Annotated in this window: 21 protein-coding genes; 4 read left to right on the top strand and 17 right to left on the bottom strand. The window is 72.1% G+C overall.

The annotated features are described in order from the left end of the window. The first annotated feature begins 138 nt into the window (after positions 1 to 138). Complete coding sequence (locus tag ACRWND_RS04185) at positions 139 to 948, top strand: SAM-dependent methyltransferase (RefSeq protein WP_431945990.1); 810 nt, start codon at positions 139 to 141, stop codon at positions 946 to 948. Continuing rightward, positions 945 to 3,050 (top strand): putative bifunctional diguanylate cyclase/phosphodiesterase, encoded by a 2,106-nt coding sequence (locus ACRWND_RS04180; protein WP_431945988.1) that lies wholly within the window; start codon positions 945 to 947, stop codon positions 3,048 to 3,050. Before ACRWND_RS04185 ends, ACRWND_RS04180 begins: the two co-directional genes overlap by 4 nt. Before the next feature lie 50 nt (positions 3,051 to 3,100). Here ACRWND_RS04180 and hisS read toward each other — a convergent pair whose 3' ends face one another. Then, positions 3,101 to 4,363 carry a histidine--tRNA ligase gene (hisS, locus tag ACRWND_RS04175; RefSeq protein ID WP_431945986.1) on the bottom strand — a complete coding sequence of 421 codons (1,263 nt, stop codon included), beginning with the start codon at positions 4,361 to 4,363 and terminating at the stop codon, positions 3,101 to 3,103. Between the two features lie 14 nt (positions 4,364 to 4,377). Continuing rightward, positions 4,378 to 5,094, bottom strand: a complete 717-nt coding sequence (locus tag ACRWND_RS04170) for an MBL fold metallo-hydrolase (protein ID WP_431945984.1) — start codon at positions 5,092 to 5,094, stop codon at positions 4,378 to 4,380. Between the two features lie 189 nt (positions 5,095 to 5,283). Between ACRWND_RS04170 and ACRWND_RS04165 the strand changes: the two genes are divergently transcribed. Both ACRWND_RS04165 and ACRWND_RS04160 read left to right on the top strand, forming a co-directional pair. Further along, positions 5,284 to 6,129, top strand: a complete 846-nt coding sequence (locus tag ACRWND_RS04165; RefSeq protein WP_431945982.1) for a peptidylprolyl isomerase — start codon at positions 5,284 to 5,286, stop codon at positions 6,127 to 6,129. A 220-nt stretch (positions 6,130 to 6,349) separates the two neighbouring features. Next, entirely contained in the window at positions 6,350 to 7,579 is a 1,230-nt protein-coding gene (locus tag ACRWND_RS04160; RefSeq protein WP_431945980.1) for a DUF349 domain-containing protein, read from the top strand. Positions 7,580 to 7,693: 114 nt separating this feature from the next. Here the strand turns inward: ACRWND_RS04160 and ACRWND_RS04155 are convergent, their stop codons facing one another. From ACRWND_RS04155 to pgsA, 15 genes are all read right to left on the bottom strand, one after another. Then, complete coding sequence (locus tag ACRWND_RS04155) at positions 7,694 to 10,153, bottom strand: RelA/SpoT family protein (RefSeq protein ID WP_431945978.1); 2,460 nt, start codon at positions 10,151 to 10,153, stop codon at positions 7,694 to 7,696. Positions 10,154 to 10,363: 210 nt separating this feature from the next. Then, positions 10,364 to 10,924, bottom strand: coding sequence for an adenine phosphoribosyltransferase (locus ACRWND_RS04150; RefSeq protein ID WP_431945976.1), 561 nt, complete (start codon positions 10,922 to 10,924; stop codon positions 10,364 to 10,366). Between the two features lie 52 nt (positions 10,925 to 10,976). Further along, positions 10,977 to 12,128 carry a protein translocase subunit SecF gene (gene secF, locus ACRWND_RS04145; protein WP_431945974.1) on the bottom strand — a complete coding sequence of 384 codons (1,152 nt, stop codon included), beginning with the start codon at positions 12,126 to 12,128 and terminating at the stop codon, positions 10,977 to 10,979. Beyond that, positions 12,128 to 13,882 carry a protein translocase subunit SecD gene (gene secD, locus ACRWND_RS04140; RefSeq protein ID WP_431945972.1) on the bottom strand — a complete coding sequence of 585 codons (1,755 nt, stop codon included), beginning with the start codon at positions 13,880 to 13,882 and terminating at the stop codon, positions 12,128 to 12,130. Before secD ends, secF begins: the two co-directional genes overlap by 1 nt. Positions 13,883 to 13,985: 103 nt before the next feature. Continuing rightward, positions 13,986 to 14,408, bottom strand: a complete 423-nt coding sequence (gene yajC, locus ACRWND_RS04135) for a preprotein translocase subunit YajC (RefSeq protein ID WP_431945970.1) — start codon at positions 14,406 to 14,408, stop codon at positions 13,986 to 13,988. A gap of 162 nt (positions 14,409 to 14,570) precedes the next feature. After that, entirely contained in the window at positions 14,571 to 15,635 is a 1,065-nt protein-coding gene (ruvB, locus tag ACRWND_RS04130; RefSeq protein ID WP_431945968.1) for a Holliday junction branch migration DNA helicase RuvB, read from the bottom strand. A 31-nt stretch (positions 15,636 to 15,666) separates the two neighbouring features. After that, the gene (ruvA, locus tag ACRWND_RS04125) at positions 15,667 to 16,284 is read right to left on the bottom strand and encodes a Holliday junction branch migration protein RuvA (protein ID WP_431945966.1); all 618 of its coding nucleotides are present in this window, start codon (positions 16,282 to 16,284) and stop codon (positions 15,667 to 15,669) included. Next, positions 16,281 to 16,811: a crossover junction endodeoxyribonuclease RuvC gene (ruvC, locus tag ACRWND_RS04120; RefSeq protein WP_431945964.1), complete on the bottom strand. Its 531-nt coding sequence runs from the start codon at positions 16,809 to 16,811 to the stop codon at positions 16,281 to 16,283. Before ruvC ends, ruvA begins: the two co-directional genes overlap by 4 nt. A 136-nt stretch (positions 16,812 to 16,947) precedes the next feature. Then, entirely contained in the window at positions 16,948 to 17,700 is a 753-nt protein-coding gene (locus tag ACRWND_RS04115) for a YebC/PmpR family DNA-binding transcriptional regulator (protein ID WP_431945962.1), read from the bottom strand. A 61-nt stretch (positions 17,701 to 17,761) separates the two neighbouring features. After that, positions 17,762 to 18,361 (bottom strand): pyridoxal 5'-phosphate synthase glutaminase subunit PdxT, encoded by a 600-nt coding sequence (gene pdxT, locus ACRWND_RS04110; RefSeq protein ID WP_431945960.1) that lies wholly within the window; start codon positions 18,359 to 18,361, stop codon positions 17,762 to 17,764. Positions 18,362 to 18,453: 92 nt separating this feature from the next. Further along, on the bottom strand, positions 18,454 to 19,368 hold the full coding sequence (gene pdxS, locus ACRWND_RS04105; protein ID WP_431945958.1) for a pyridoxal 5'-phosphate synthase lyase subunit PdxS: 915 nt from the start codon (positions 19,366 to 19,368) through the stop codon (positions 18,454 to 18,456). A 184-nt stretch (positions 19,369 to 19,552) separates the two neighbouring features. Next, positions 19,553 to 20,101: a hypothetical protein gene (locus tag ACRWND_RS04100; RefSeq protein ID WP_431945956.1), complete on the bottom strand. Its 549-nt coding sequence runs from the start codon at positions 20,099 to 20,101 to the stop codon at positions 19,553 to 19,555. Between the two features lie 257 nt (positions 20,102 to 20,358). Then, a complete protein-coding gene (locus tag ACRWND_RS04095) occupies positions 20,359 to 21,537 on the bottom strand; it encodes a glycosyltransferase family 4 protein (RefSeq protein WP_431945954.1) in 1,179 nt (392 codons plus the stop codon). Continuing rightward, on the bottom strand, positions 21,534 to 22,517 hold the full coding sequence (locus ACRWND_RS04090) for a phosphatidylinositol mannoside acyltransferase (RefSeq protein WP_431945952.1): 984 nt from the start codon (positions 22,515 to 22,517) through the stop codon (positions 21,534 to 21,536). Before ACRWND_RS04090 ends, ACRWND_RS04095 begins: the two co-directional genes overlap by 4 nt. Beyond that, positions 22,514 to 23,173, bottom strand: a complete 660-nt coding sequence (gene pgsA, locus ACRWND_RS04085) for a phosphatidylinositol phosphate synthase (protein WP_431945950.1) — start codon at positions 23,171 to 23,173, stop codon at positions 22,514 to 22,516. Before pgsA ends, ACRWND_RS04090 begins: the two co-directional genes overlap by 4 nt. Positions 23,174 to 23,336: the final 163 nt, after the last annotated feature.

The raw sequence follows: 23,336 nt of genomic DNA, 5'->3' as shown, positions 1-23,336 counted from the left end.
CATGCCGTAGCCATGTGTTACCACATCCCACTCGACCCCGGTCTACATATCGTCCGCAAGTGCATGAATCTGGGGCATATAGGATTCTGGGGTGGACCCGCACATCCGAGGATCGACCCAGCCGGGGAGGGGTGCCCCATGCGACGACCTCAGTGGGTACCCCCGGGTACGGACGTGGAGACCGCGAACGCCGCCCGGGTGTACGACTTCTACTTGGGCGGGTCCCACAACTTCAAGGCCGATCGGGACATGGCCCGCCAGGCCATGGCGCTGTGGCCCGACCTGCCGGTCATCATGCGTGCCAACCGCGCCTTCCTGCGCCGCGCCGTGCAGCACCTCGCGGCCCTGGGCATCACGCGCTTCCTGGACGTCGGAGCCGGGATCCCGACCTACGGCGCCGTCCACGAGGTCGCCCGGGCCGTCCAGCCGCAGGCCCGCGTGGTGTACGTGGACCTGGACCCGATCGCGGTGGCGCACAGCCGCCTGCTGCTCCGGGACGACCCGCTGAGCGCCGTGGTGATGGCCGACATGACCGACACCGGCGACCTGCTCACCCGGCCCGAGGTTACCGCCCTCCTCGCACCCGGGGAACCGGTCGGGGTGCTGCTGGTGGCGATGCTCCACTTCGTCACCGACGCCGAGGACCCCGGCAAGATCGTGGCCGCCCTGCGCGACGCCGTACCGCCCGGCAGCCATCTGGTGCTCTCCCACGCCTCCGGGGAGAGCCGCCCCGAGCAGGCCGACTCGCTGGCCGAGCTCTACGCCCGGTGCACCACAACGCCGCTGGTCATGCGGACCGTCAAGGACGTGGCGGCCTTCTTCGACGGCTGGGATCTCCTGCCGCCCGGGGTGGTCTGGCTCCCCGAGTGGCGGCCGGAGGAGCCGGAGTCCGTGGGACCCCACCCCGAACGGATCTCGGGCCTGGCCGGAGTGGGGCGGCGGCCGTGAGGCAGTCGCCGTCGCCCGTCGCGGGACCCGCCCAGGACTTCGCGGACGCCTGGTCGCGCCTGCTGCGCTCCGGCCCGGGGCTCGCGCTGCCCCCGCTGACCCTGCGCCAGGTGGCGGCCACGACCGCGGACCTGCTCGGCCGGGCCCTCGGCGACCCCGTGTGCGACACGGCGCTCGCGGAGCGGGCCGGCGCCCTGCTGGTGGAGGCCCACTTCACCGACCCGGAGCTGCTCGCCGCCGCCGTGGCGCTGCTGCAGATCCAGCCGGCCGGTCCCGAGCGGGTCCCGACCGTGGCCGGGGCCTTCGCCGCGGGCTGGTCCGCCGCGCTGCGCGAACGGACCCTGCGCGAGCAGGAGGCGATCCAGCGCGCCGCGTTCCGGGCGCGCGAGGACGCCGAGCGCGCCCGCAACGCCTCGGAGGCCCGGTTCCGCGCGCTGTTCGAGCACGCCGCCATCGGCATCGGCATCGCCGACGTGGACGGCACGATCGTGCAGGTCAACCAGGCACTGCGGGAGCTGCTGGGGGCCCGCCCGGAGGACCTGCGCGGCCGCCGCGTCACCGAGCTGGTGCACCCCGAGGACGCCCCGGGGGTGTGGGAGGCGTACGAGGACCTGGTGGCCGGGCGCCGCGAGCGCTTCCAGTGCGACAAGCCGTACTACCGGCGCGACGGCGAGGTGGTGTGGACGCATCTGACCGTCTCGCTGATCCGGGACGAGGACGGCGTGCCCCGCTACCAGGTGGCGATGGTCGAGGACATCACCGACCGCTACCGGCTGGAGGAGCGGCTGCGCCACCAGGCCACCCACGACCCGCTGACCGGGCTGCCCAACCGCACGGCGTTCTTCGAGCGGCTGGAGCGCCTCTTCGATCAGCCGCAGCCCGGCGCGCTTTTCGGCCTGTGCTACGTCGACCTCGACGGCTTCAAGGTCGTCAACGACAGCCTCGGCCACGAGACCGGGGACCGGCTGCTGACGGCCGTGGCCGAGCGGCTGGACGCCGCGCTCGCCCCACTGGGGCATCTGGTGGCCCGGCTGGGCGGGGACGAGTTCGTGGTGCTGCTGGAGGACTGCCGCGGCGACCAGGAGGCGGTGGCGGTCGCCAAACTGGTCCTCACCACGCTCTCGCGGCCCTTCCTCGTCGGCGACCAGCAGCTGACGGTCGGCGCGAGCGTCGGCGTGCTGGCGCAGCGGATCGCCGCCACGACCCCGGGCGCAGCGGTGCGGGCGGCGGATCTGACGCTGTACCGCTCCAAGGCGGCCGGCCGGGGCCGCTGGACGCTCTTCGACCCCACGCACAACGCGCGGGCGGTGAGCCGGTACGCCATCTCCGTGCGGCTGCCGGTGGCACTGGACCGCGGGGAGTTCTACGTGGACTACCAGCCGCTGTGCTCGCTCGCCGACGGCTCCCTGGTGGCCGTGGAGGCCCTGGTGCGCTGGCGTCATCCGCAGTTCGGGGTGCTGGGGCCGGATGAGTTCGTGGCCACGGCGGAGGAGACCGGGCTGATCATGCCGCTGGGCCGGTGGATCCTGGAGCGCGCGGCCGGCCAGGCGGCCGCCTGGGTGCGGCGCTACGGGGCGGCGGCCCCGCAGATCAACGTCAATCTGGCGGTGCGCCAGATCCGCAACCCCGGTCTTGTGCACGACGTCACGTCGATCCTGGACAGCACCGGCCTCGCACCGAAACGGCTGCAGCTGGAGATCACCGAGAGCGCGGTGATCGGGCCCGAGGACGAGTCGCTGCGCGCCCTGCAGGAGATCGCCGACACCGGGGTCACGCTGGCCGTCGACGACTTCGGCACCGGCTGGTCGAACCTCGCCTATCTGAGGGACCTTCCGGTGTCCGGGCTGAAGATCGCCGGGTCGTTCGTCGCGGACCCGCACCGGGCCGGGACGAACGACCCGGTCGGCTGGCGGATCGTCGGCGGACTGGTGTCGCTGGCGCACGCGCTCGGGCTCACCGTCACCGCCGAGGGCGTGGAGAACTCCGAACACGCCCGCCACCTGCGCTCACTGGGCTGCGACTGGGGCCAGGGCTGGTACTTCGGACGGCCGGTGCGACCCGAACGGATCGCCCGGTGGATGGAGCGGGGCCGCCCCGACTGACCGGTGGTCATCTCGGGGCGGCCGCTCGACGCCGCGTGAGCGCGGGCGGTTCAGGCGAGCCGCTCGCGTACGGCCGCCACGACGCCGCTGAGCGGGACGGCGTCCTGCTCGCCGCTGACCAGGTCCTTGAGCTGGACGACGCCCTCGGCGAGGTCGCGTTCGCCGGCGACGATCGCGAAGCGCGCGCCCGAGCGGTTGGCGGACTTCATCGCGTTCTTCAGGCCCTTGCCGCCGAAGGCGAAGTCCGTGGCGACGCCCGACCGGCGCAGCTCGGTGACCACGCCGAACAGCACGCGGCGCGCCTCCTCGCCCATCGGAACCGCGAACACCTGGGTGGGCGCGGGCAGTTCGAGCTCGATGCCCTCGGCCTTGAGGGCGAGCACCGTGCGGTCCACACCCAGCGCCCAGCCCACCGACGGAAGCGCGGGGCCGCCGATCATCTCCGACAGGCCGTCGTAGCGGCCGCCGCCGCCGACCGCGGACTGCGAGCCGAGGCCGCCGTGGACGAACTCGAAGGTGGTGCGCGTGTAGTAGTCCAGGCCGCGCACCAGCTTCGGGTCGTCCTCGAACTCCACGCCCGCCGCCGTCAGCAGCTCGCGCACCTGCTCGTGGTAGGCCTTGCACGCCTCGCACAGGTGGTCGCGCATCAGGGGCGCCCCGACGAGCTGCTTCTGCACACTCTCCCGCTTGTCGTCCAGGACCCGCAGCGGGTTGATCTCGATCCGCCGGCGGGTGTCCTCGTCGAGGTCGAGTCCGCGCAGGAAGTCCTGGAGGGCGGCCCGGTAGACCGGACGGCACTCGCGGTCGCCCAGCGAGTTGAGCAGCAGCCTGAAGTTCCGCAACCCCAGGGAGCGGTAGGCGTCCACGGCGAGGATGATCAGCTCGGCGTCGAGCGCCGGGTCCTCGGCGCCGATCGCCTCCGCGCCGACCTGGGAGAAGTGGCGGTACCGTCCGGCCTGCGGGCGTTCGTAGCGGTAGTACGACCCGGAGTACCAGAGCTTGACCGGCAGGTTGCCGGCCTTGTGGAGATTGGCCTCCAGCGCGGCGCGCAGCACGGAGGCGGTGCCCTCCGGGCGCAGCGCCAGTTCGTCGCCGCCCTTGGTGGTGAGGGTGTACATCTCCTTGGTCACGATGTCGGTGGACTCGCCGACGCCGCGGGAGAAGAGTTCGACCTGCTCGAAACCGGGGGTCTCGACATAGCCGTAGCCGGCCCGCCGCAGCGGCGCGGCGAGCGCCTCGCGCACCGCCAGGAACGCGGCGGAATCGGGCGGCAGGAGGTCATAGGTGCCCTTGGGGGCCTTGAAGGTGCTCACGGTGAGGTCTCTCGTCACATTCCTCGTCGCGGAGCGGACGGGTGCCCGTCCCCTCCGAGGCCGCGGGCCACCTCCGCCAGGTAAGGGTTGGTGGCGCGCTCACGGCCGATGGTCGTCTGGGGTCCGTGGCCGGACAGCACCACGGTCGAGTCGTCGAGCGGCAGGCACACACGGGCCAGCGACGCGTACAGCTCGTCCATGGAACCGCCGGGCAGATCGGTGCGGCCTACGGAGCCGGCGAACAGCAGGTCCCCCGAGAAGAACACCGAGGGGATCTCGGGCGTCTGCGGGAGCCTGAACGTCACCGACCCCTCGGTATGGCCGGGCGCGTGCGCCACGGACAGCTCGAGACCGGCGAGCGCCAGTGTGCCGCCGTCGGTGAGCTCCCTGAGGTCGTCGGGCTCGCCGATGGTCAGCCCGCCGAGCAACTGCGCGCCGACCGAGCGGCCGAGGGCCTTCTCCGGGTCGTTGAGCATGTAGCGGTCCCGGGGGTGGATCCAGGCGGGGACCCCGTGGGCCCCGCAGACCGGGACGACCGAGGCCGTGTGGTCGAGATGGCCGTGGGTGAGGATGACGGCGACCGGCTTGAGACGGTGTTTGGCGAGCGTGTCCTCGATGCCCGGGGCCGCTTCGTGGCCCGGGTCGATGATCACGCACTCCTCACCGGCGGCGGGGGCGACCACGTAGCAGTTGGTGCCCCAGGCCCCTGCGGGGAACCCGGCAATGAGCACGTTCGTCCTTCTGTCGGCTGTCGTTCGCGGCAGGTCGTACCGCACAGTGGCGGCCCCACGAGCCTACCGGCGCGAAGACGGCCATCGCGAACCAGTAACGTCGCTGGACTGAGGGGTGCGCCAGGCGCGAAGATCGGCGGCGCACTCACATTCGGACGCGACGAACAGAAGTCATCGGGAGACGGCTCAGTGGTCACCAAGGAACAGCGGCGGCGGCAGCTCGCCCGGGATAAGTTCGAGCGGCAGCAGGAGCGCCGTGCGCAGGCCCACCGCAAGACCGTGCGGCGCAACGCGGTGATCGCCACCGTCCTCGCGGTGGTGCTGGCGGCCGGCGCCGCGGCCTGGGCCGGCGGCGCGTTCAGCACGGACGCCGAGAAGACCGACAGCGCCGCCGCGGCGGGCGCTCTGCCCTCCGCCTCCGCCTCCGTCTCGGCCGCACAGCCGAGCAAGGCGCCCGACCCCTGCGCCGAGGCTGCCGCGGGCAGCGCCGGCACGGAGCAGTGGAAGAAGGAGCCCGAGCTCACCGTCGACACCGCGGCGAAGTACACCCTTTCGCTGCAGACGACCTGCGGCGACATCGCGCTGGACCTCGACGCGAAGGACGCCCCGCACACGGTGAACTCCTTCGTCTTCCTGGCCGGCAAGGGCTTCTTCGACCACACCAAGTGCCACCGGCTCACCACCAGCGGCATCTACGTGCTGCAGTGCGGCGACCCGACGGGCCAGGGCACCGGCGGCCCCGGCTACACCATCCCGGACGAGAACCTGAAGGCCAAGGAGATCGCCGGGGGCACGTACCCGGCCGGCACCGTGGCCATGGCCAACACCGGCCAGCCGCACACCGGCGGCAGCCAGTTCTTCCTGGTCTACAAGGACAGCCCGCTGCCGCCGAGCTACACCCCGTTCGGCACGATCAGCGCGGCCGGCATGAAGGTGCTGGACAAGATCGCCGCCGCGGGCGAGGCGACCGGTGGCGGCGACGGCGCCCCGAACGCCACCGTGGTGATCAACAAGGCGACGGTCGGGAAGGCCTGACCGCCGCGTCCCGCACCCGCGGGTCGATTCGGCGGGTGCGGGATGCGGACAGGCAGGGCACCGGTCGCCTATGTTGGCGTTGTGTAGGGTGCCTGCTCCGACGGCTGCACCATGGAAGTAGGCAGACCGTCGGACCGGTTCGGGCACGGCCCGGCCGAATGGAACTGTGGACGATGCCCGCGAGCCGCGAACCGGCCGGGTATCACGTGGAGGAGGCGCTGTGAGCAGCGACCCGTGGGGCCGCGTCGACGAGACGGGGACCGTGTACGTGCGTACGGCCGATGGCGAGCGCGAAGTCGGCTCGTGGCAGGCGGGCTCCCCTGAGGAGGCGCTGGCCTACTTCGAGCGGAAATACGAGGGCCTCGTCGTCGAGATCGGCCTCCTCGAACGCCGGGTGAAGACCACCGACCTGGCCCCCAAGGACGCGTTGACCGCCATCGAGCACCTGCGCGCCGCGGTGATCGAGGGGCACGCCGTGGGCGACCTGGACGCGCTCGCCAAGCGGCTGGACGCGCTGACCGAGCAGGTCGACGCGCGCCGCGAGGAGCGCAAGGCCGCCAAGGCGAAGGCCTCCGAGGAGGCGAAGACGGCCAAGGAGGAACTGGTCGCCGAGGCCGAGCAGCTGGCCCAGAGCGAGCAGTGGCGGGCCGCCGGCGAGCGGCTGCGCGCCCTGGTCGACACCTGGAAGGGCCTGCCGCGACTGGACCGCAAGACCGACGACGAGCTGTGGCACCGCTTCAGCCACGCCCGTTCGGTCTTCTCCAAGCGGCGCAAGGCCCACTTCGCGGCGCTCGACGCACAGCGCGAGGACGCCCGGCGGCGCAAGGAGAAGCTGGTGGAGGAGGCGCAGGCGCTGTCCGGCTCCACCGACTGGGGCCCGACCGCGGCGCGCTACCGCGAGCTGATGGCCGACTGGAAGGCCGCCGGCCGCGCGCAGCGCGAGGTGGAGGACGACCTGTGGAACCGCTTCCGCGGCGCCCAGGACGTCTTCTTCGCGGCCCGCTCCGCGCTGTTCGCCGAGCGCGACACCGAGCAGCGCGAGAACCTCGCGCTGAAGGAGGAGCTGGTCATCGAGGCCGAGAAGCTGCTCCCGGTCACCGACCTGAAGGCGGCGCGGGCCGCGTTCCGCGGCATCAACGAGCGCTGGGAGGCGATCGGCCATGTGCCGCGCGACGCCCGCCCCCGCATCGAGGGCCGCATGCACGCGGTGGAGCGCGCGCTCCAGGAGGCCGAGGAGTCCGAGTGGCGCCGCACCAACCCCGAGGCGCGGGCGCGTGCCGCGGGCCTGACGGGCCAGCTCCAGGCGGCCGTCGACAAGCTGCGTGAGCAGATCGAGGCGGCGCGGGCGGCAGGCAACACCGCCAGGGCCGACAAGCTCCAGCGGGAGCTCGACGGGCGGCAGGCGCTGCTCGACCAGGCGCTCAAGTCCCTGGACGAGTTCGGCGGCTGAGACCGGGCTGCTGCCGGCCGGGGCCGTCCGCGCCCCGGCCGGCACGGGAACGACGGCGAAGGGCCCGTACGCGAGGCGTACGGGCCCTTCGCCGGGTCCGCGGGGGGCGTGGCGTCAGCGCTGGCGCGCGGACGTCACCCGGTAGACGTCGTAGACGCCCTCGACGCCGCGCACGGCCTTCAGTACGTGCCCGAGGTGCTTCGGGTCGCCCATCTCGAAGGTGAAGCGCGAGGTGGCCACCCGGTCGCGGGAGGTCTGCACGGCGGCGGACAGGATGTTGACGTGCTGGTCCGACAGGACGCGGGTGACATCGGACAGCAGGCGGGACCGGTCCAGCGCCTCCACCTGGATGGCGACCAGGAAGACGGAGGACTGGGTCGGCGCCCACTCGACGTCGATGATGCGCTCCGGCTGCTGCGAGAGCGACTCGACGTTCACACAGTCGGCCCGGTGCACGGAGACCCCGTTGCCGCGGGTGACGAAGCCGATGATCGGGTCGCCCGGCACCGGGGTGCAGCACCGGGACAGCTTGACCCACACGTCCTTCTCGCCCTTGACGATGACACCCGGGTCGGCGGCCGCACGCCGCCTGGTGCGGCTCCGCGACGGGGTCGTGACCTCGGCGATGTCCTCGGTCGCGCCCTCCTCGCCGCCAAGGGCCTCGACAAGCTTGTGCACGACGGACTGCGCGGTGATGTGCCCCTCGCCGATCGCCGCGTAGAGCGCGGAGATGTCGGGGTAGCGCATCTCGTGGGCGAGGGTGACCAGCGAGTCGCCGGTGAGCACCCGCTGGATCGGCAGGTTCTGCTTGCGCATCGCGCGCGCGATCGCTTCCTTGCCCTGCTCGACGGCCTCCTCGCGGCGCTCCTTGGAGAACCAGGCGCGGATCTTGTTGCGGGCGCGCGGCGACTTGACGAAACCGAGCCAGTCGCGGGACGGGCCCGCGCCCGCCGCCTTGGAGGTGAAGACCTCCACCGTGTCGCCGTTGTCGAGGGTGGACTCCAGCGGCACCAGACGGCCGTTGACGCGGGCCCCTATCGTGCGGTGGCCGACCTCGGTGTGGACGGCGTACGCGAAGTCGACCGGGGTCGCCCCGGCGGGCAGCGCGATGACATCACCCTTGGGGGTGAAGACGAAGACCTCGTTGCGGGACAGGTCGAAGCGGAGCGACTCCAGGAACTCGCCCGGGTCCTCCGTCTCCTTCTGCCAGTCGAGCAGTTGCCGCAGCCACGCCATGTCGTTGACGGCGTCGTCCTTCTTGGCGGACTTGGGGCTGTCGGTGCGCACCTTGGAGGCGCCGGCGACGGCCTCCTGCTTGTACTTCCAGTGCGCCGCGATGCCGTACTCGGCACGGCGGTGCATGTCGAAGGTGCGGATCTGGATCTCGACCGGCTTGCCGCTGGGCCCGATGACCGTCGTGTGCAACGACTGGTACATGTTGAACTTGGGCATCGCGATGTAGTCCTTGAACCGCCCCGGCACCGGGTTCCACCGCGCGTGGATGGTGCCCAGCGCCGCGTAGCAGTCGCGGACGGTGTCGACGAGGACGCGGATGCCGACCAGGTCGTAGATCTCGGCGAAGTCCCGGCCCCGCACGATCATCTTCTGGTAGACGCTGTAGTAGTGCTTGGGGCGGCCGGTGACGGTCGCCTTGATGCGGGCGGCGCGCAGATCCTGCTGCACCTGGTCGGTGACGACCGCCAGGTACTCGTCCCGCTTGGGGGCGCGCTCGGCGACGAGCCGGACGATCTCGTCGTACATCTTGGGGTAGAGGATCGCGAAGGCGAGGTCCTCCAGCTCCCACTTGATGGTGTTCATGCCCAGCCGGTGCGCCAGCGGGGCGTAGATCTCCAGCGTCTCGCGGGCCTTCTTCTCCTGCTTCTCCCGCTTGAGGTAGCGCATGGTACGCATGTTGTGCAGGCGGTCGGCGAGCTTGATGACCAGCACGCGCGGGTCCTTCGCCATGGCGACGACCATCTTGCGCACCGTCTCGGCCTGCGCGGCCTCGCCGAACTTCACCTTGTCCAGCTTGGTGACGCCGTCCACCAGCAGGGCGACGGAGTCGCCGAAGTCGCGGCGCAGCGCGTCGAGGCCGTACTCGGTGTCCTCGACGGTGTCGTGCAGCAGCCCGGCCATCAGAGTCGCCGGGTCCATGCCCAGCTCGGCCAGGATCGTCGTGACCGCCAGCGGGTGCGTGATGTACGGATCGCCGCTCTTGCGCTTCTGGCCCCGGTGCCACCGCTCGGCCACCTGGTAGGCGCGCTCGATCTGGCGCAACTGCGACGGGTCGCCCTTGGGGTCGTTGCTGCGGACTATCCGCAGCAGGGGCTCCAGGACCGGGTTGTACGGGCTGGAGCGCTGCACGCCGAGCCGGGCGAGGCGGGCGCGCACGCGGTTGGAGGAAGTGGCGGGCCGGTTCGGGGCCACGCTGCCGGGAGTGCGCACGGGCCGGGCGGCGGGGGCCGCCGGCGCGGCGGGAGCGGGCTTGGCCGCCTTGCCCTCCGCCGGTGCGGCGGACGCGACGGGAGGGGCCGCCGGGCGGGAAGCCGCCTGCTTCCCCTCTGCGGCGGTCATCGGCTGCGCCTGCCTGGCCTCTTCTTGCAAGGGCACTCCTTCTGGTCCCCTCCCGGCCGGAGACGGGCGAGGAGGGAGGTTCCGAGTCACCATGGTAGCGATCTGAACGGGTGAACCGCGTCCCGTCCGCCCCATGGCCCCCCACAACGCCCGAGGCGGGCTCCCGCACCGCTTGCGCGGCCGGGAACCCGCCTCGGGCGAGCCAGGGGCTCAGACGGCGACCAGCGCCTCCAGGGGGGCGCCGGCGAGGGAGGGGACCAGACGGGCGCGCCCGCCGAGGAAGCCCAGTTCCAGGAGGACCGCGACGCCCGCGACCTCGGCGCCGGTGCGGCGGATCAGCTCCAGGGACGCCTCGACGGTGCCGCCGGTGGCGAGCACGTCGTCGATGACCAGGACCCGGTCGCCGGCCGAGAACGCGTCGCGGTGGACCTCGATCTCGGCCGTGCCGTACTCGAGCTCGTAGGTCTGGCCCAGCGTCTCACCGGGCAGCTTGCCCGCCTTGCGCACGGGCACGAACCCGAGCCCCGCGCGCGCGGCCGCCGGGGCGGCGAGGATGAACCCGCGCGCCTCGAGGCCGGCGACCTTGTCGGCGCCGTGCCGGGCGCAGAGCCCGGACAGGGCGTCGATCAGCGCGTTGAACGCCGCGGGGTCGGCCAGCAGCGGCGTGATGTCCTTGAACATCACGCCCGGCCTCGGGTGGTCGCGCACATCCCGGATGCGGCTGAGCAGCAGGCTGCGCAGCCCCTCCGGCGTGGTGTCCGTCGTGGTCATCGCGTCCGTTCCTCGGGCCTGGTCACCGTGTGCCGTGGGACTCCGCCCGTCCTCAGCGGCGCTTGCCGGAGGGACGGTTGCGGCCGCGGTTGTTGCGGACCGGCTGGCTGCGCTGGCCGCCGACGACGGCCGCGTGGGCCTCCTCCGCCGGCTCGTCGCCCGCGTCCGCGTCCGCGTCGGCGCCCGCCGGAGACGGGTCCTGCGACTCGTCCGCGGCGTCCTCGCCACGGCGGGCGTCGGCTGCGCGCTTGGCGAGCACGCGCTTGCGCAGCGCCTTCATCTCCGGGTCGCGCTCCTTGAGGTCCGCGACCAGCGGGGTCGCGATGAAGATCGAGGAGTACGCACCGGCGGTGAGACCGACGAAGAGCGACAGCGCGATGTCGTTGAGCATGCCCGCGCCGAGCAGACCGCCACCGACGAAGAGCAGGCCTCCCACCGGGAGCAGCGCCACGACCGTGGTGTTGATCGAGCGCACCAGGGTCTGGTTGAGGCTGCGGTTGGCGACGTCGCTGTAGGTGTTGCGGTTCTGCTTGGTGATGTCCTTGGTGGACTCCTTCAGACCGTCGAAGACGACGACGGTGTCGTAGAGGGAGTAGCCGAGGACGGTCAGCAGACCGATCACCGTGCCCGGGGTGACCTCGAAGCCCACGATCGCGTAGACGCCGATGGTGATCGTGAGGTCGTGGATGAGGGCGATCAGGGCGGCGACGGCCATGCGCCACTCGAAGGCGATCGCCAGGTAGATCGTCACCAGGACCATGAAGATCACCAGGCCCTGGAAGGCCTTCTTGGAGATCTCGTCGCCCCAGCTCGGACCGATGATCTGGGGGTCGATGTCGTTGGCCTTGACGTTCAGGTCCGTCGCGATCTCGCCCTGGATGGCCTTGGCCTCGTTGAGCGAGATGTCGCTGATCTGGATGCGGACGGCGCCCGATCCGAGCTTCTGCACGATGGCCTGGTGCCCGCCGGTGTTGTCGGCGATCTTGTCCTGCACCTGGCTGACCGACATCTCGGTCTTGGGGGTGGTGAAGACCGCTCCGCCGGAGAACTCGATGCCGAGCTTGAGGCCGTTCACGGCGAGACCGATGATCGCCGCGACCGTGATCAGGACCGAGACGCCGTACCAGAGCTTGCGCTTGCCGACGAAGTCGTAGGCGATCTCGCCTCGGTGCAGGCGGTGCCCGAGATTACCGAGCCGGGACATCAGGCCTCCTTGACGTCGGTACGGGCCGCGGGGCGGCGGGTGCGGCGCAGCGGGGGGTTGACGCCCAGGGCACGCGGGTCGAGCCCGGACCAGGGGTGTCCGCCGGCGTAGAACTTCTTGCGGGCCAGGATCGTCATCAGCGGCTTGGTGAAGAGGAACACCACCGCGACGTCGAGCAGCGTCGTCAGGCCCAGGGTGAACGCGAAGCCCTGCACCTTGCCGACCGAGACGATGAAGAGCACGGCGGCGGACAGGAACGACACGAAGTCCGAGACGAGGATCGTGCGGCGGGCGCGCGGCCAGCCGCGGGCGACGGCCGGCTGCAGGGAGCGGCCCTCGCGCAGTTCGTCACGGATGCGTTCGAAGAAGACGATGAAGGAGTCGGCGGTGATGCCGATGGCCACGATGGCGCCGCAGACCGCCGGCAGGTTCAGCGCGAAGCCGATGGCCGGGCCGAGCAGCGTCATGATGGCGTAGGTGAGGATCGCCGAGACGACGAGGCTGACGATCGCCACGAAGCTCAGGCCGCGGTAGTAGGCGACCAGGTAGAGCACGACCAGGGCGAGGCCCACGCCGCCGGCGATGAGACCGCCGTGCAGCTGCTCGCCGCCGACCGCCGCCGACACCTTGGTGACGTCCGACTTGTCGAAGGTGAGGGGCAGGGAGCCGTAGGACAGGACGTTGGCCAGCTCCTCGGAGCTCTCCTGGGTGAAGCTGCCGTAGATCTCGGCGCTGCCGCTCAGGGTCTGGTTCACCGAGGGGGCGGAGACGACCTCGTTGTCCAGCACGATCGCGAACTGGTTGTTCGGCGGCTGCTGCTGGGACAGCTGCGAGGTGATCTTCGAGAAGGCCTTGGAGCCGGTGCCGTCGAAGTCCAGGGTGACGACCCAGCCGTTGCCGCCCTGGGTGTCGAACTGCGCGGCGGCCTTGCTGACGTTCTTGCCGTCGACCGCGGCGGGGCCGAGGGCGTACTTGGCGTTGCCGTCCTGGCTGCACGCCACGATCTTGTCGGTCGGCTTGGCCTTGAGGTTGAGGTTGGCGCGCGTCTTCGCGTCGGAGCAGTCCAGCGCGGCGAGCTTCGCCTGCAGGTCCTCCGGGATGGAGGTGTCCAGCGCGCTGCCCGGGGCCTCGGTGCCCGCCGGGGGCGACGGGTCCGTCGAGGGCGCTCCGGTGGAGGCGGAGGCGGACGGCGTCGACGTGGCCTTCAGCGCGTCGGTGACGGCGCGGCCCTGCGTCGAGGCGGTGGCGGACGGGGGCGCGGACGCCTTGTCGCCGGTCGCGGACGGCGTGGCCGAGGGCGAGGCCGATCCCGAGGGGCTGCCGCTCGGCGAGGGCGAGGCGGGCGGGGTGTTGGCCACCTCGGCGAGCACGGGCCGGAAGTAGAGCTGGGCGGTCGTGCCGACCTGCTGCTCGGCCTGCGCGGCGTTGGTGCCCTTGGGGATGTTGACGATGATGTTCCTGTCGCCCTGGATCTGGCTTTCGGCTTCCGAGACACCCAGACCGTTGACCCGCCGGTCGATGATCGACTTGGCGGTCTCCATGTTGGTCTTGTTGATCGCGCCGGCCTGGTCGCTCTTGGCCGTCAGCGTGATGCTCGTACCGCCGGCGAGGTCGATGCCCAGCCGGGGGGTGGTGTGGCCGGAAAGGAACATCCCTCCGGTGAGCGCCACGATGGCCAGCAGGATCACTGCCAGCGCCCGCCCGGGGTACCCCTGGCTCCCCGAGGGCCTACGGCCCCTCTTCGGTGCTGCCACCTTCTCGATTCTCCCTGTCCAACCGCCCTGCGACCTGCGCGCAGCAGGGCGGCACGATGAGTAGTACGGACTTGCCGACCCAGGAAAAGTACCGGGCGGGCCGTTACTTCTTGTCGGTGCCGTCCGTCTCGGGGGCGTCCGCGGTCGCGGCCTCGCCGGCGGACTTGCTCAGGTCGACGGCCTCGCCCGGCTTGGCGTCCTCGCTGTCGTCAGCGCCCTGCGCCTCGAGCTCGGGCGCGGGCTCGATGCCGTGGACGATGCGGTCGTACTCGGCCTGGTCGAGGACCGCGGCGATGGCGTTCTTGGCGAAGTGCGCGTGGACGCCGTCGGCCAGCTCCAGCAGGACCGTGTCCTCGTGGACCTCCTTGACGACGGCGTACATGCCGCCGATCGTCCGGACGCCCGAGCCGGAGGCCATCTGGTCACGCATCTGGGTGGCCTGGCGCTGCCGGTTCTTCGCGGAGCGGGTCATCAGCAGCATGACACCGATGATCAGGACGAAAGGCAGGATTTGAACCGGATTCATGGTGTCTTGACGATCCTTCGCACGGCCGCTCGGGCCTGGTCTACGGGGGTTGGGGCTGTCGGTCCCGGAGGGACGACGTCGGCGGAGTCTAAGCGTTCGTTCGCCGGTGGAACAATGCCAAGCATTACACCGAGGTTCCTGCGGCGGCGAGTCTCCCCGCCGTCAAGGGCCGAAGAGCCCGTCTTGCCCGGGTCCGCCGCCCTGTGGCGGGACGAGTCCGAGGTGTGCCCACGCGGCCGGAGTGGCGACGCGGCCACGGGGTGTGCGCGCCAGGAGCCCCTCCCGGACCAGGAACGGCTCCGCCACCTCCTCCACCGTCTCCCGCTCCTCCCCCACGGCCACCGCCAGTGTCGACAGCCCCACCGGTCCGCCGCCGAAGAGCCCCAGCAGCGCCCGCAGTACGGCGCGGTCCAGCCGGTCCAGGCCGCGGCCGTCGACCTCGTACACCTCGAGGGCCTGTGCGGCGACCTCGCGTGTGATCACGCCGTCGGCCTTCACCTGCGCGAAGTCCCTTACCCGGCGCAGGAGTCGGTTGGCGATACGCGGGGTGCCCCGGGAGCGGCCGGCGATCTCGGCGGCTCCCTCGGACTCGATCTCGACGTCCAGCAGGAGCGCGGAACGGCGGATGACCCGCTCCAGTTCGGCCGGGGCGTAGAACTCCATGTGCCCGGTGAAGCCGAAGCGGTCGCGCAGCGGCGGCGGCAGCAGACCGGCCCGGGTGGTGGCGCCGACCAGGGTGAACGGCGGCAGTTCGAGGGGGATGGCGGTGGCGCCGGGGCCCTTGCCCACGATGACGTCCACCCGGAAGTCCTCCATCGCCATGTAGAGCATCTCCTCGGCGGGCCGGGACATCCGGTGGATCTCGTCGAGGAAGAGCACCTCGCCCTCGGCGAGGGAGGAGAGGATGGCGGCGAGGTCCCCGGCGTGCTGGATGGCGGGGCCGGAGGTGATGCGGATCGGGGCGCCCATCTCGGCCGCGATGATCATCGACAGGGTCGTCTTGCCGAGCCCCGGGGCGCCGGAGAGCAGCACGTGGTCCGCGGTGCCGCCGCGCCGGCGCGCGGCCTGCAGCACCAGATCGAGCTGCTCCCTGACCCGCTCCTGCCCGACGAACTCCTCCAGCGCCTTGGGGCGCAGCGCCGCCTCGACGGCCTGGTCCTCGCCGTCGGCGGCGGCGCCGACGAGACGGTCGTCGGTGGTCGGTACGGACTCGTCGTCCCAGTTCACTTCGGTGCGCCTTACGCTCGGCGGGCCAGGGTCAGCGGGCTCGGTTCAGGGTCTGCAGGGCGGCCCGCAGGAGGGCTCCGACCTGCGGGTCGGCGCTCGCCTCGGCCTGCGGGGCGACGGCGGCGACGGCCTCCTCCGCCTCGCGCGGCTGGTAGCCGAGGCCGATCAGCGCGGCGTGCAGCTGCTCCCGCCACGAGGCGGGTCCGGCGGCCCTCGCGGTCGCCGAGGCGCCCGCCGCGCCGCCCACGGGCGCGCCGAGGCGGTCCTTGAGCTCCAGCAGCAGCCGCTGGGCGCCCTTCTTGCCGATGCCCGGGACGGCGGTGAGGGCCTTCTCGTCACCGCCGGCGACGGCCGTGCGCAGCGCGTCCGGGCTGTGCACGGCGAGCATGGCCTGGGCGAGCCGGGGGCCGACTCCGCTGGCGGTCTGGAGCAGTTCGAAGACCTGGCGCTCGTCGTCGTCGGCGAAGCCGTACAGGGTCAGGGAGTCCTCGCGGACGACGAGGGAGGTGGCGAGCCGGGCCTGCTCTCCCACGCGCAGCCCGGCGAGGGTGCCCGGGGAGCACTGGACGGCCATCCCGATGCCGCCGACCTCGATCACGGCTGTGTCGGGGGCGAGGGCGGCCACCGGCCCGCTGACGAAGGCGATCATGTGCTGGGCTCCTGGATTCGTGCTCGGGCGACGGCCTGCTGGAGGCGGTTGCTCGCGGTGCCGCGCCAGATGTGGCAGATGGCGAGCGCCAGTGCGTCGGCGGCGTCGGCGGGCTTGGGCGGGGCGTCGAGCCGCAGCAAGCGGGTGACCATGGCCCCGACCTGGGCCTTGTCGGCCCTGCCGCTGCCGGTGACGGCGGCCTTGACCTCACTGGGGGTGTGCAGGTGCACCGGCAGCCCGCGGCGGGACGCGCAGAGGATGGCGACCGCGCTGGCCTGGGCGGTGCCCATCACGGTGCGCACGTTGTGCTGGCTGAAGACCCGCTCCACGGCGACCGCCTCGGGCGCGTACTCGTCCAGCCAGCCCTCTATGCCGCGTTCGACCAGCACGAGGCGGTGGCCGATGGCGGCCTCCGCCGGGGTGCGGACGACGCCGACCCCCGCCATACGCAGCGGCTTGCCCGGAGCCCCGTCCACCACGCCGATGCCGCAGCGGGTCAGTCCCGGGTCCACGCCCAGCACTCGCACCGCACCCCTCCCTTGCTCGAACAGCCGTCTCGCCTGTTCCGGGGAGGCTATCGGGTGCCACCGACAACGACGGCGGCCCGGTGGAGGTGTGTCATCTCCACGGACCGCCGTCCCGCCGTGCGTCCTGGCGGCCGGATCAGGCCTCGACCTTCTCCATGACCTCGTCGGAGACGTCGAAGTTGGCGAAGACGTTCTGCACGTCGTCGCTGTCCTCGAGCGCGTCGACGAGCTTGAAGATCTTGCGGGCGCCCTCCTCGTCGAGCTCCACCTGCATGGTGGGGACGAAGTTGGCCTCCGCGGAGTCGTAGTCGATGCCGGCCTCCTGCAGCGCCGAGCGCACCGCGACCAGGTCGGTGGCCTCGCTGAGCACCTCGAAGGACTCGCCGAGGTCGTTGACCTCCTCCGCGCCGGCGTCCAGGACGGCGCCGAGCACGTCGTCCTCCGTGAGCTCGCCCTTGGGGACGATCACGACGCCCTTGCGGTTGAACAGGTAGGACACCGAACCAGGGTCGGCCATGGAGCCGCCGTTGCGGGTCATGGCGACGCGCACGTCGGAGGCGGCGCGGTTGCGGTTGTCGGTGAGGCACTCGATGAGCACCGCGACGCCGTTGGGGCCGTAGCCTTCGTACATGATCGTCTCGTAGTCGGCGCCGCCCGCCTCGAGACCGGCGCCGCGCTTGACCGCGCTGTCGATGTTCTTGTTGGGAACCGAGCTCTTCTTGGCCTTCTGGATGGCGTCGAAGAGGGTGGGGTTGCCGCTGACGTCGGCGCCGCCGGCACGCGCGGCGACCTCGATGTTCTTGATCAGCTTCGCGAAGAGCTTGCCGCGCTTGGCGTCAATCACGGCCTTCTTGTGCTTCGTCGTAGCCCATTTAGAGTGGCCGGACATCAGCCTGTCTCCTTCACGTCACCGATTGCTTCACGAACACTGCGATCCTACCGGGATCACATCACCGGGCTGCGCGCACCATGTCGACGAAGTACCGGTGCACCCGGTGGTCTCCGGTCAGTTCGGGGTGGAACGAGGTGGCCAGCAGGTTGCCCTGGCGCACGGCGACGATCGTTCCGTCATCGAGACGGGCCAGCGTGGCGACCGCGTCGCCGGTTGACTCGACCCAGGGAGCACGGATGAAGACGCCCTCGACCGGGCCGCCTTCCACTCCCTCGATCTCGACCGCGGTCTCGAAGGACTCGTTCTGCCGACCGAAGGCGTTGCGGCGCACGATCATGTCGATCCCGCCGAAGGTCTCCTGGTCGTCCCTGCCGTCCAGGATCTTGTCCGCGAGCATGATCATGCCCGCACAGGTTCCGTAGACCGGCAGCCCCTCCCGGATGCGGTCGCGCAGCGGCTCCATCAGGCCGAACAACGCGGCGAGTTTGGACATCGTGGTCGACTCGCCGCCCGGGACCACCAGACCGTCCACCTCGGCCAGTTCCTCGGGCCGCCGCACGGGGCGGGCCAGGGCGTCGGCCTCGGCGAGCGCGACCAGGTGCTCGCGTACGTCGCCCTGCAGGGCGAGGACTCCGATGGTGGCGGTGCTGCTGGACACGGGTGCGGGGCCTTCCGGACGTCGGGTGGGGCAACGGAGGATGGGCAGGCCGCGGCCGGCCTGCCCATCAGCGGCACTGGGGCGCGGGACGCCTACCAGCCGCGGTTGGCGTAGCGCTCGGCCTCGGGGAGGGTGTCGCAGTTGATGCCGACCATGGCCTCGCCCAGATTGCGGGAGGCGTCCGCGATGATCTTGGGGTCGTCGTAGAAGGTGGTGGCCTTCACGATGGCGGCGGCGCGCTTGGCCGGGTCGCCGGACTTGAAGATGCCGGAGCCGACGAACACGCCCTCGGCGCCGAGCTGACGCATCAGGGCGGCGTCGGCCGGGGTGGCGACACCACCGGCGGAGAACAGCACCACGGGCAGCTTGCCGAGCTCGGCGACCTCCTTGACGAGCTCGTACGGGGCGCGCAGCTCCTTGGCGGCGGCGTACAGCTCGTGGTTGTCGAAGCCGCGCAGGCGGGCGATCTCGTTCTTGATCTGGCGCAGGTGGCGGACGGCCTCGACGACGTTGCCGGTGCCGGCCTCGCCCTTGGAGCGGATCATGGCCGCGCCCTCCGCGATGCGGCGCAGGGCCTCGCCCAGGTTGGTGGCGCCGCAGACGAAGGGGGTGGTGAAGGCCCACTTGTCGGAGTGGTTGACCTCATCGGCCGGGGTGAGGACCTCGGACTCGTCGATGTAGTCGACGCCGAGCGACTGCAGGACCTGGGCCTCGACGAAGTGCCCGATGCGGGACTTGGCCATGACCGGGATCGAGACGGCGTCGATGATGCCCTCGATCATGTCCGGGTCGGACATGCGGGCGACGCCGCCGTCCTTGCGGATGTCGGCCGGGACCCGCTCCAGCGCCATGACGGCGACGGCGCCCGCGTCCTCGGCGATCTTGGCCTGCTCAGGGGTGACGACGTCCATGATCACGCCGCCCTTGAGCTGCTCGGCCATGCCGCGCTTGACGCGCGCGGTGCCGGTCTGGGGGGACTCGGGGGTGCTGGGAAGCGTGGTGGACACGGAAACCTCACTCGGAGACTCAACTGCGGGGTGGCGGCGACCCCGGCGTCCCCCGGCCCTGCCCGCCGGACCGGCCTGCCTCGCCTGCCTGCCCTGCCCGCGCAGCCGACCGGGGGACACCGATGGCTGCTCTGCCTTTCATGGTGGACCGCACGAACCGGACCACAAAAGGGCCAATCGCTCCTCAGTGGCCTGCCAGGCCCTCGGCGGTCAGGACGGCCGGGGGCTCGTCGTCCATCTCGAAGGTCACCGGCTGCGGCGCGTGCCCGGCGAGCCGGAACCAGCGCACCTTGCGGTGCTCACGCAGCGCCCTGGCGGCGCGCACGGCGTCGTTGTGGAAGCGCCGGGCCATCGGCACCCGGCGCACCGCCTGGGTGAGCTCGTGGGCGGCCTCGTCGCCGCCGGGGGCCGCCCGGACGGCGTCGACCGCGTCGGGCTCGGCGAAGACGGCCCGCAGCGCCTGGCTCAGTTCGCTCTCGGCCACCTCTCGCTGCTCGTCCTGCGCCTGCCGGGCGGAGTGGGCCGCCTCGTAGAGCACGATGCTCGCCGCGGGGTCCAGCACCCCGGCGGTGGCCAGCTCCTGCGCCACGGAGGCCCTGCGCAGCAGTTGCGCGTCCAGCGCGGCCCGCGCGGCGTCGATCCGGGCGTGCAGACGGTCCAGCCGCCCCGCGGTCCAGCTCAGGTAGAGGCCGACGGCGATCAGCGCCACGGCGACCCAGATGAAGGTGGTCACGGACCGCAAGGCTACCGGTGCGCCTGGTGCGGCCCGCCGTGCGGACGACGGGGCCCGCGGTGGCGGGCCGGGACACGGGGCCACGGCGGCGCGCTCCGGCCTGTCACGTCCTCACCGGCGCCGGCCCCGCCCGGGGTCCGCTGCGAGGCCGGGATCGCCGCGAGGGCGGCGACGCGGCCACGGGACAGCCGCAGCGTCGCCGAGACGCGTAGCAGGCCCGCCCCGGGGCGGCTCGGCGCGAGTAGAGCCGTCCCCGGTCAGTCGCGGGCGAAACCGAAGCGGCCGCGCCGGCCCACCCGCTCGTCGGCGGCGACCGACGCGGCGCCCGCGGTGACCGTCTCGTAGACGTCGAGGATGTCCGCGGCCACCACCGACCAGTCGAAGCGCCGCACGTGCCGGGAGCCCAGCTCGCGCAGCCGCCCGCGGCGGTCCGCGTCGCCCAGCAGCCGCACGGCCGAGGCCGCCAGCGCCTCCGGGTCCTCGTTGGGGAAGAGGTCGCCGGCCGCGCCGCCGTCGAGCACCTGTCGGAAGGCGTCCAGGTCGCTGGCGAGCACGGGCGCCCCGGCCGACATGGCCTCGACGAGGATGATCCCGAAGCTCTCGCCCCCGGTGTTGGGCGCCACATACAGGTCGACGCTGCGCAGCAGCCGCGCCTTGTCCTCGTCGCTGACCATGCCGAGGAACTCGACCCGGTCGCGCATCTGCTCGGGCAGGCCCGCCACGGCCTCGGCCTCGTCGCCGCGCCCGGCGACCAGCAGCCGGGTGCGCGGCCGCTCGGCGAGGATCCTCGGCAGGGCCTTCATCAGCACGGGCAGGCCCTTGCGCGGCTCGTCGATCCGTCCGATGAACCCGATGGTCCGCTCGTCCTCCGCGCCCCCGCCCTGCCACTCCGCCTTGGGCTCGGCGTCGGCGAAGAAACCCACGTCGACGCCGTTCGGGATGACCACGGCGTCGCCGCCCAGGTGCTCGACCAGGGTGCGCCGGGCGTACTCGCTGACCGCGATGCGGGCGCTGATCTTCTCCAGCGCGGCCTGCAGGATCGGGTAGGCGGCGATCATCGCCCGGGAGCGCGGGTTGGAGGTGTGGAAGGTGGCCACGATCGGCCCCTGGGCGGCCCAGCAGGTCAGCAGGCCGAGGGAGGGCGAGGAGGGCTCGTGGACGTGGATGACGTCAAAGGCGCCCTCGTGCAGCCAGCGGCGCACCCGCGCGGCCGACAGGAACCCGAAGTTGAGCCGTGCGACCGAGCCGTTGTAGGGCACGGGCACGGCGCGGCCGGAGGAGACGACGTACGGCGGCAGCGGGGTGTCCTCGTCGGCCGGTGCCAGAACGGAGACCTCGTGGCCGAGCGCGATGAGGTGCTCGGCGAGGTCGCGGATGTGGAACTGGACGCCGCCGGGGACGTCCCACGAGTACGGGCTGACGATCCCGATCCTCAAGGTGTCTCCGTTCCGGAGCGGTCGAAGGGGTCGCCGGACACCGGGGAGGACGCCGCGCCGCGGCCCCCGGGTTGCCCGGCCGGCGCGTCCGGCCGCGGTTCGAGGTCGGCGAGCCACAGCCGCTGCAGCATGTGCCAGTCCTCGGGGTGCTCGGCGATGCCGGCGGCGAAGACGTCCGCCAGGCGCTGCGTCATGACGGCGGTCCGCTGCGCCCGCGTGCCGCCCTCCGGCACCTCGATCGCCGTGTGCACGCGGCCCTTGAGGCGGGGCGAGTCGTCGTACCAGAGGGTGACCGGCAGCAGCAGCGCACCGGTCTGCTGGGCGAGCAGGGCGGGGCCCGCCGGCATACGGGTGGCCTCGCCGAAGAAGTCCACCTCGACGCCGGAGGCGGACAGGTCGCGGTCGGCCACCAGGCACACCAGGCCGCCGGCGCGCAGTCGCCGGGCCAGCGCCCCGAAGGCGGCGCCGCCGGTGTGCGGCAGCACCTCCATGCCCAGGCCCTCGCGGTAGGCGACGAAGCGGTCGTAGAGGCTCTCCGGCTTCAGGCGCTCGGCGACGGTGGTGAAGGGCACCCCGAGCCCGGTGGTGACCCACGCGCCCGCCAGGTCCCAGTTGGCCATGTGGGGCAGGGCGAGGACGACGCCGCGGCCCGCTGCCAGGCCCTCCTTCAGGTGGTGCAGGCCCTCCGGCTCGAAGGAGGAGCGGATGCGCTCCTCGCCCCAGGCCGGCAGTCGGAAGGACTCCATCCAGTAGCGCAGGTACGAGCGCATGCCGGCCTTCGACAGCTCGCGCAGCCGGGTCTCGTCGGCGTCGGGCACCACCTTGGCCAGGTTGGACTCCAGGCGCTGGACGCCCTGGCCGCGGCGGCTCCAGGCCAGGTCGGCGATGGACCGGCCGAGCCGCGCCGCAGCGGGTTCCGGCAGTCGTTTGACCGCGCCCCAGCCCAGCCCGTACAGCGCGTCGGCCAGCCCGTCCTTCACGCCGTCCCGCTCCCTTCGCGCGCTGCCGCGTCCGCCTCGAAGGCCTCGCGGCGCACGGTGATCACCCGCTGCACCAACGTCACCAGGCTGCCGACGGCCACGATCCACAGGGCGATCGGCAGCAGCCACTGGATGCCGGGCACACCGAACGTGTGGAGCCCGGCGAAACCGCAGGCGACCAGTGAGATCACCAGTCGCTCGGCCCGTTCGACCAGGCCGTTCACCGCGACCGGCAGTCCGATGCTCTCACCGCGCGCCTTGGTGTACGAGACCACCTGGCCGCTGGCGAGGCAGAAGATCGTCACTGCGCACAGCACGAGGTTGTCGCCGCCGCCGGCGTACCACATCGCCAGCCCCCCGAAGATCGCCGCGTCGGCGACCCGGTCCAGGGTGGAGTCCAGGAAGGCTCCCCAGCGGCTTGAGACGCCCGCCTGGCGGGCCATGTTGCCGTCGACCAGGTCGGAGAAGACGAAGAGCGTGATGACAACCGTGCCCCAGAAGAACTCGCCCCTGGGGTAGAAGACCAGCGCTCCCGCGACCACGCCTCCCGTACCGATGAGCGTGACCGTGTCCGGGCTGACGCCCCGGCGCAGCAGGAACGCGGCGAACGGTGTGAGAACACGCGTGAAGAAAGCACGCGCGTACTTGTTCAGCATGGCCTTCCCGGTGGTTCGTGGGTCCCCCGGCGCGGCCCCGTCGGCCGCCCGGCTGGCCCATCGTAGCCAGGCGCGTTCCGGCACATCTCGCTGGCTCCCGTCCCGTCGCGGCCCGTACGACGTATGGACGCGCCGTGAGGCGCGTGGGAAGGTCGAATTACCG

This window comes from Actinacidiphila sp. bgisy167 (genome assembly GCF_965342175.1).
Taxonomy (GTDB): domain Bacteria; phylum Actinomycetota; class Actinomycetes; order Streptomycetales; family Streptomycetaceae; genus Actinacidiphila.
This window is presented reverse-complemented; position numbering and strand designations above follow the sequence as displayed.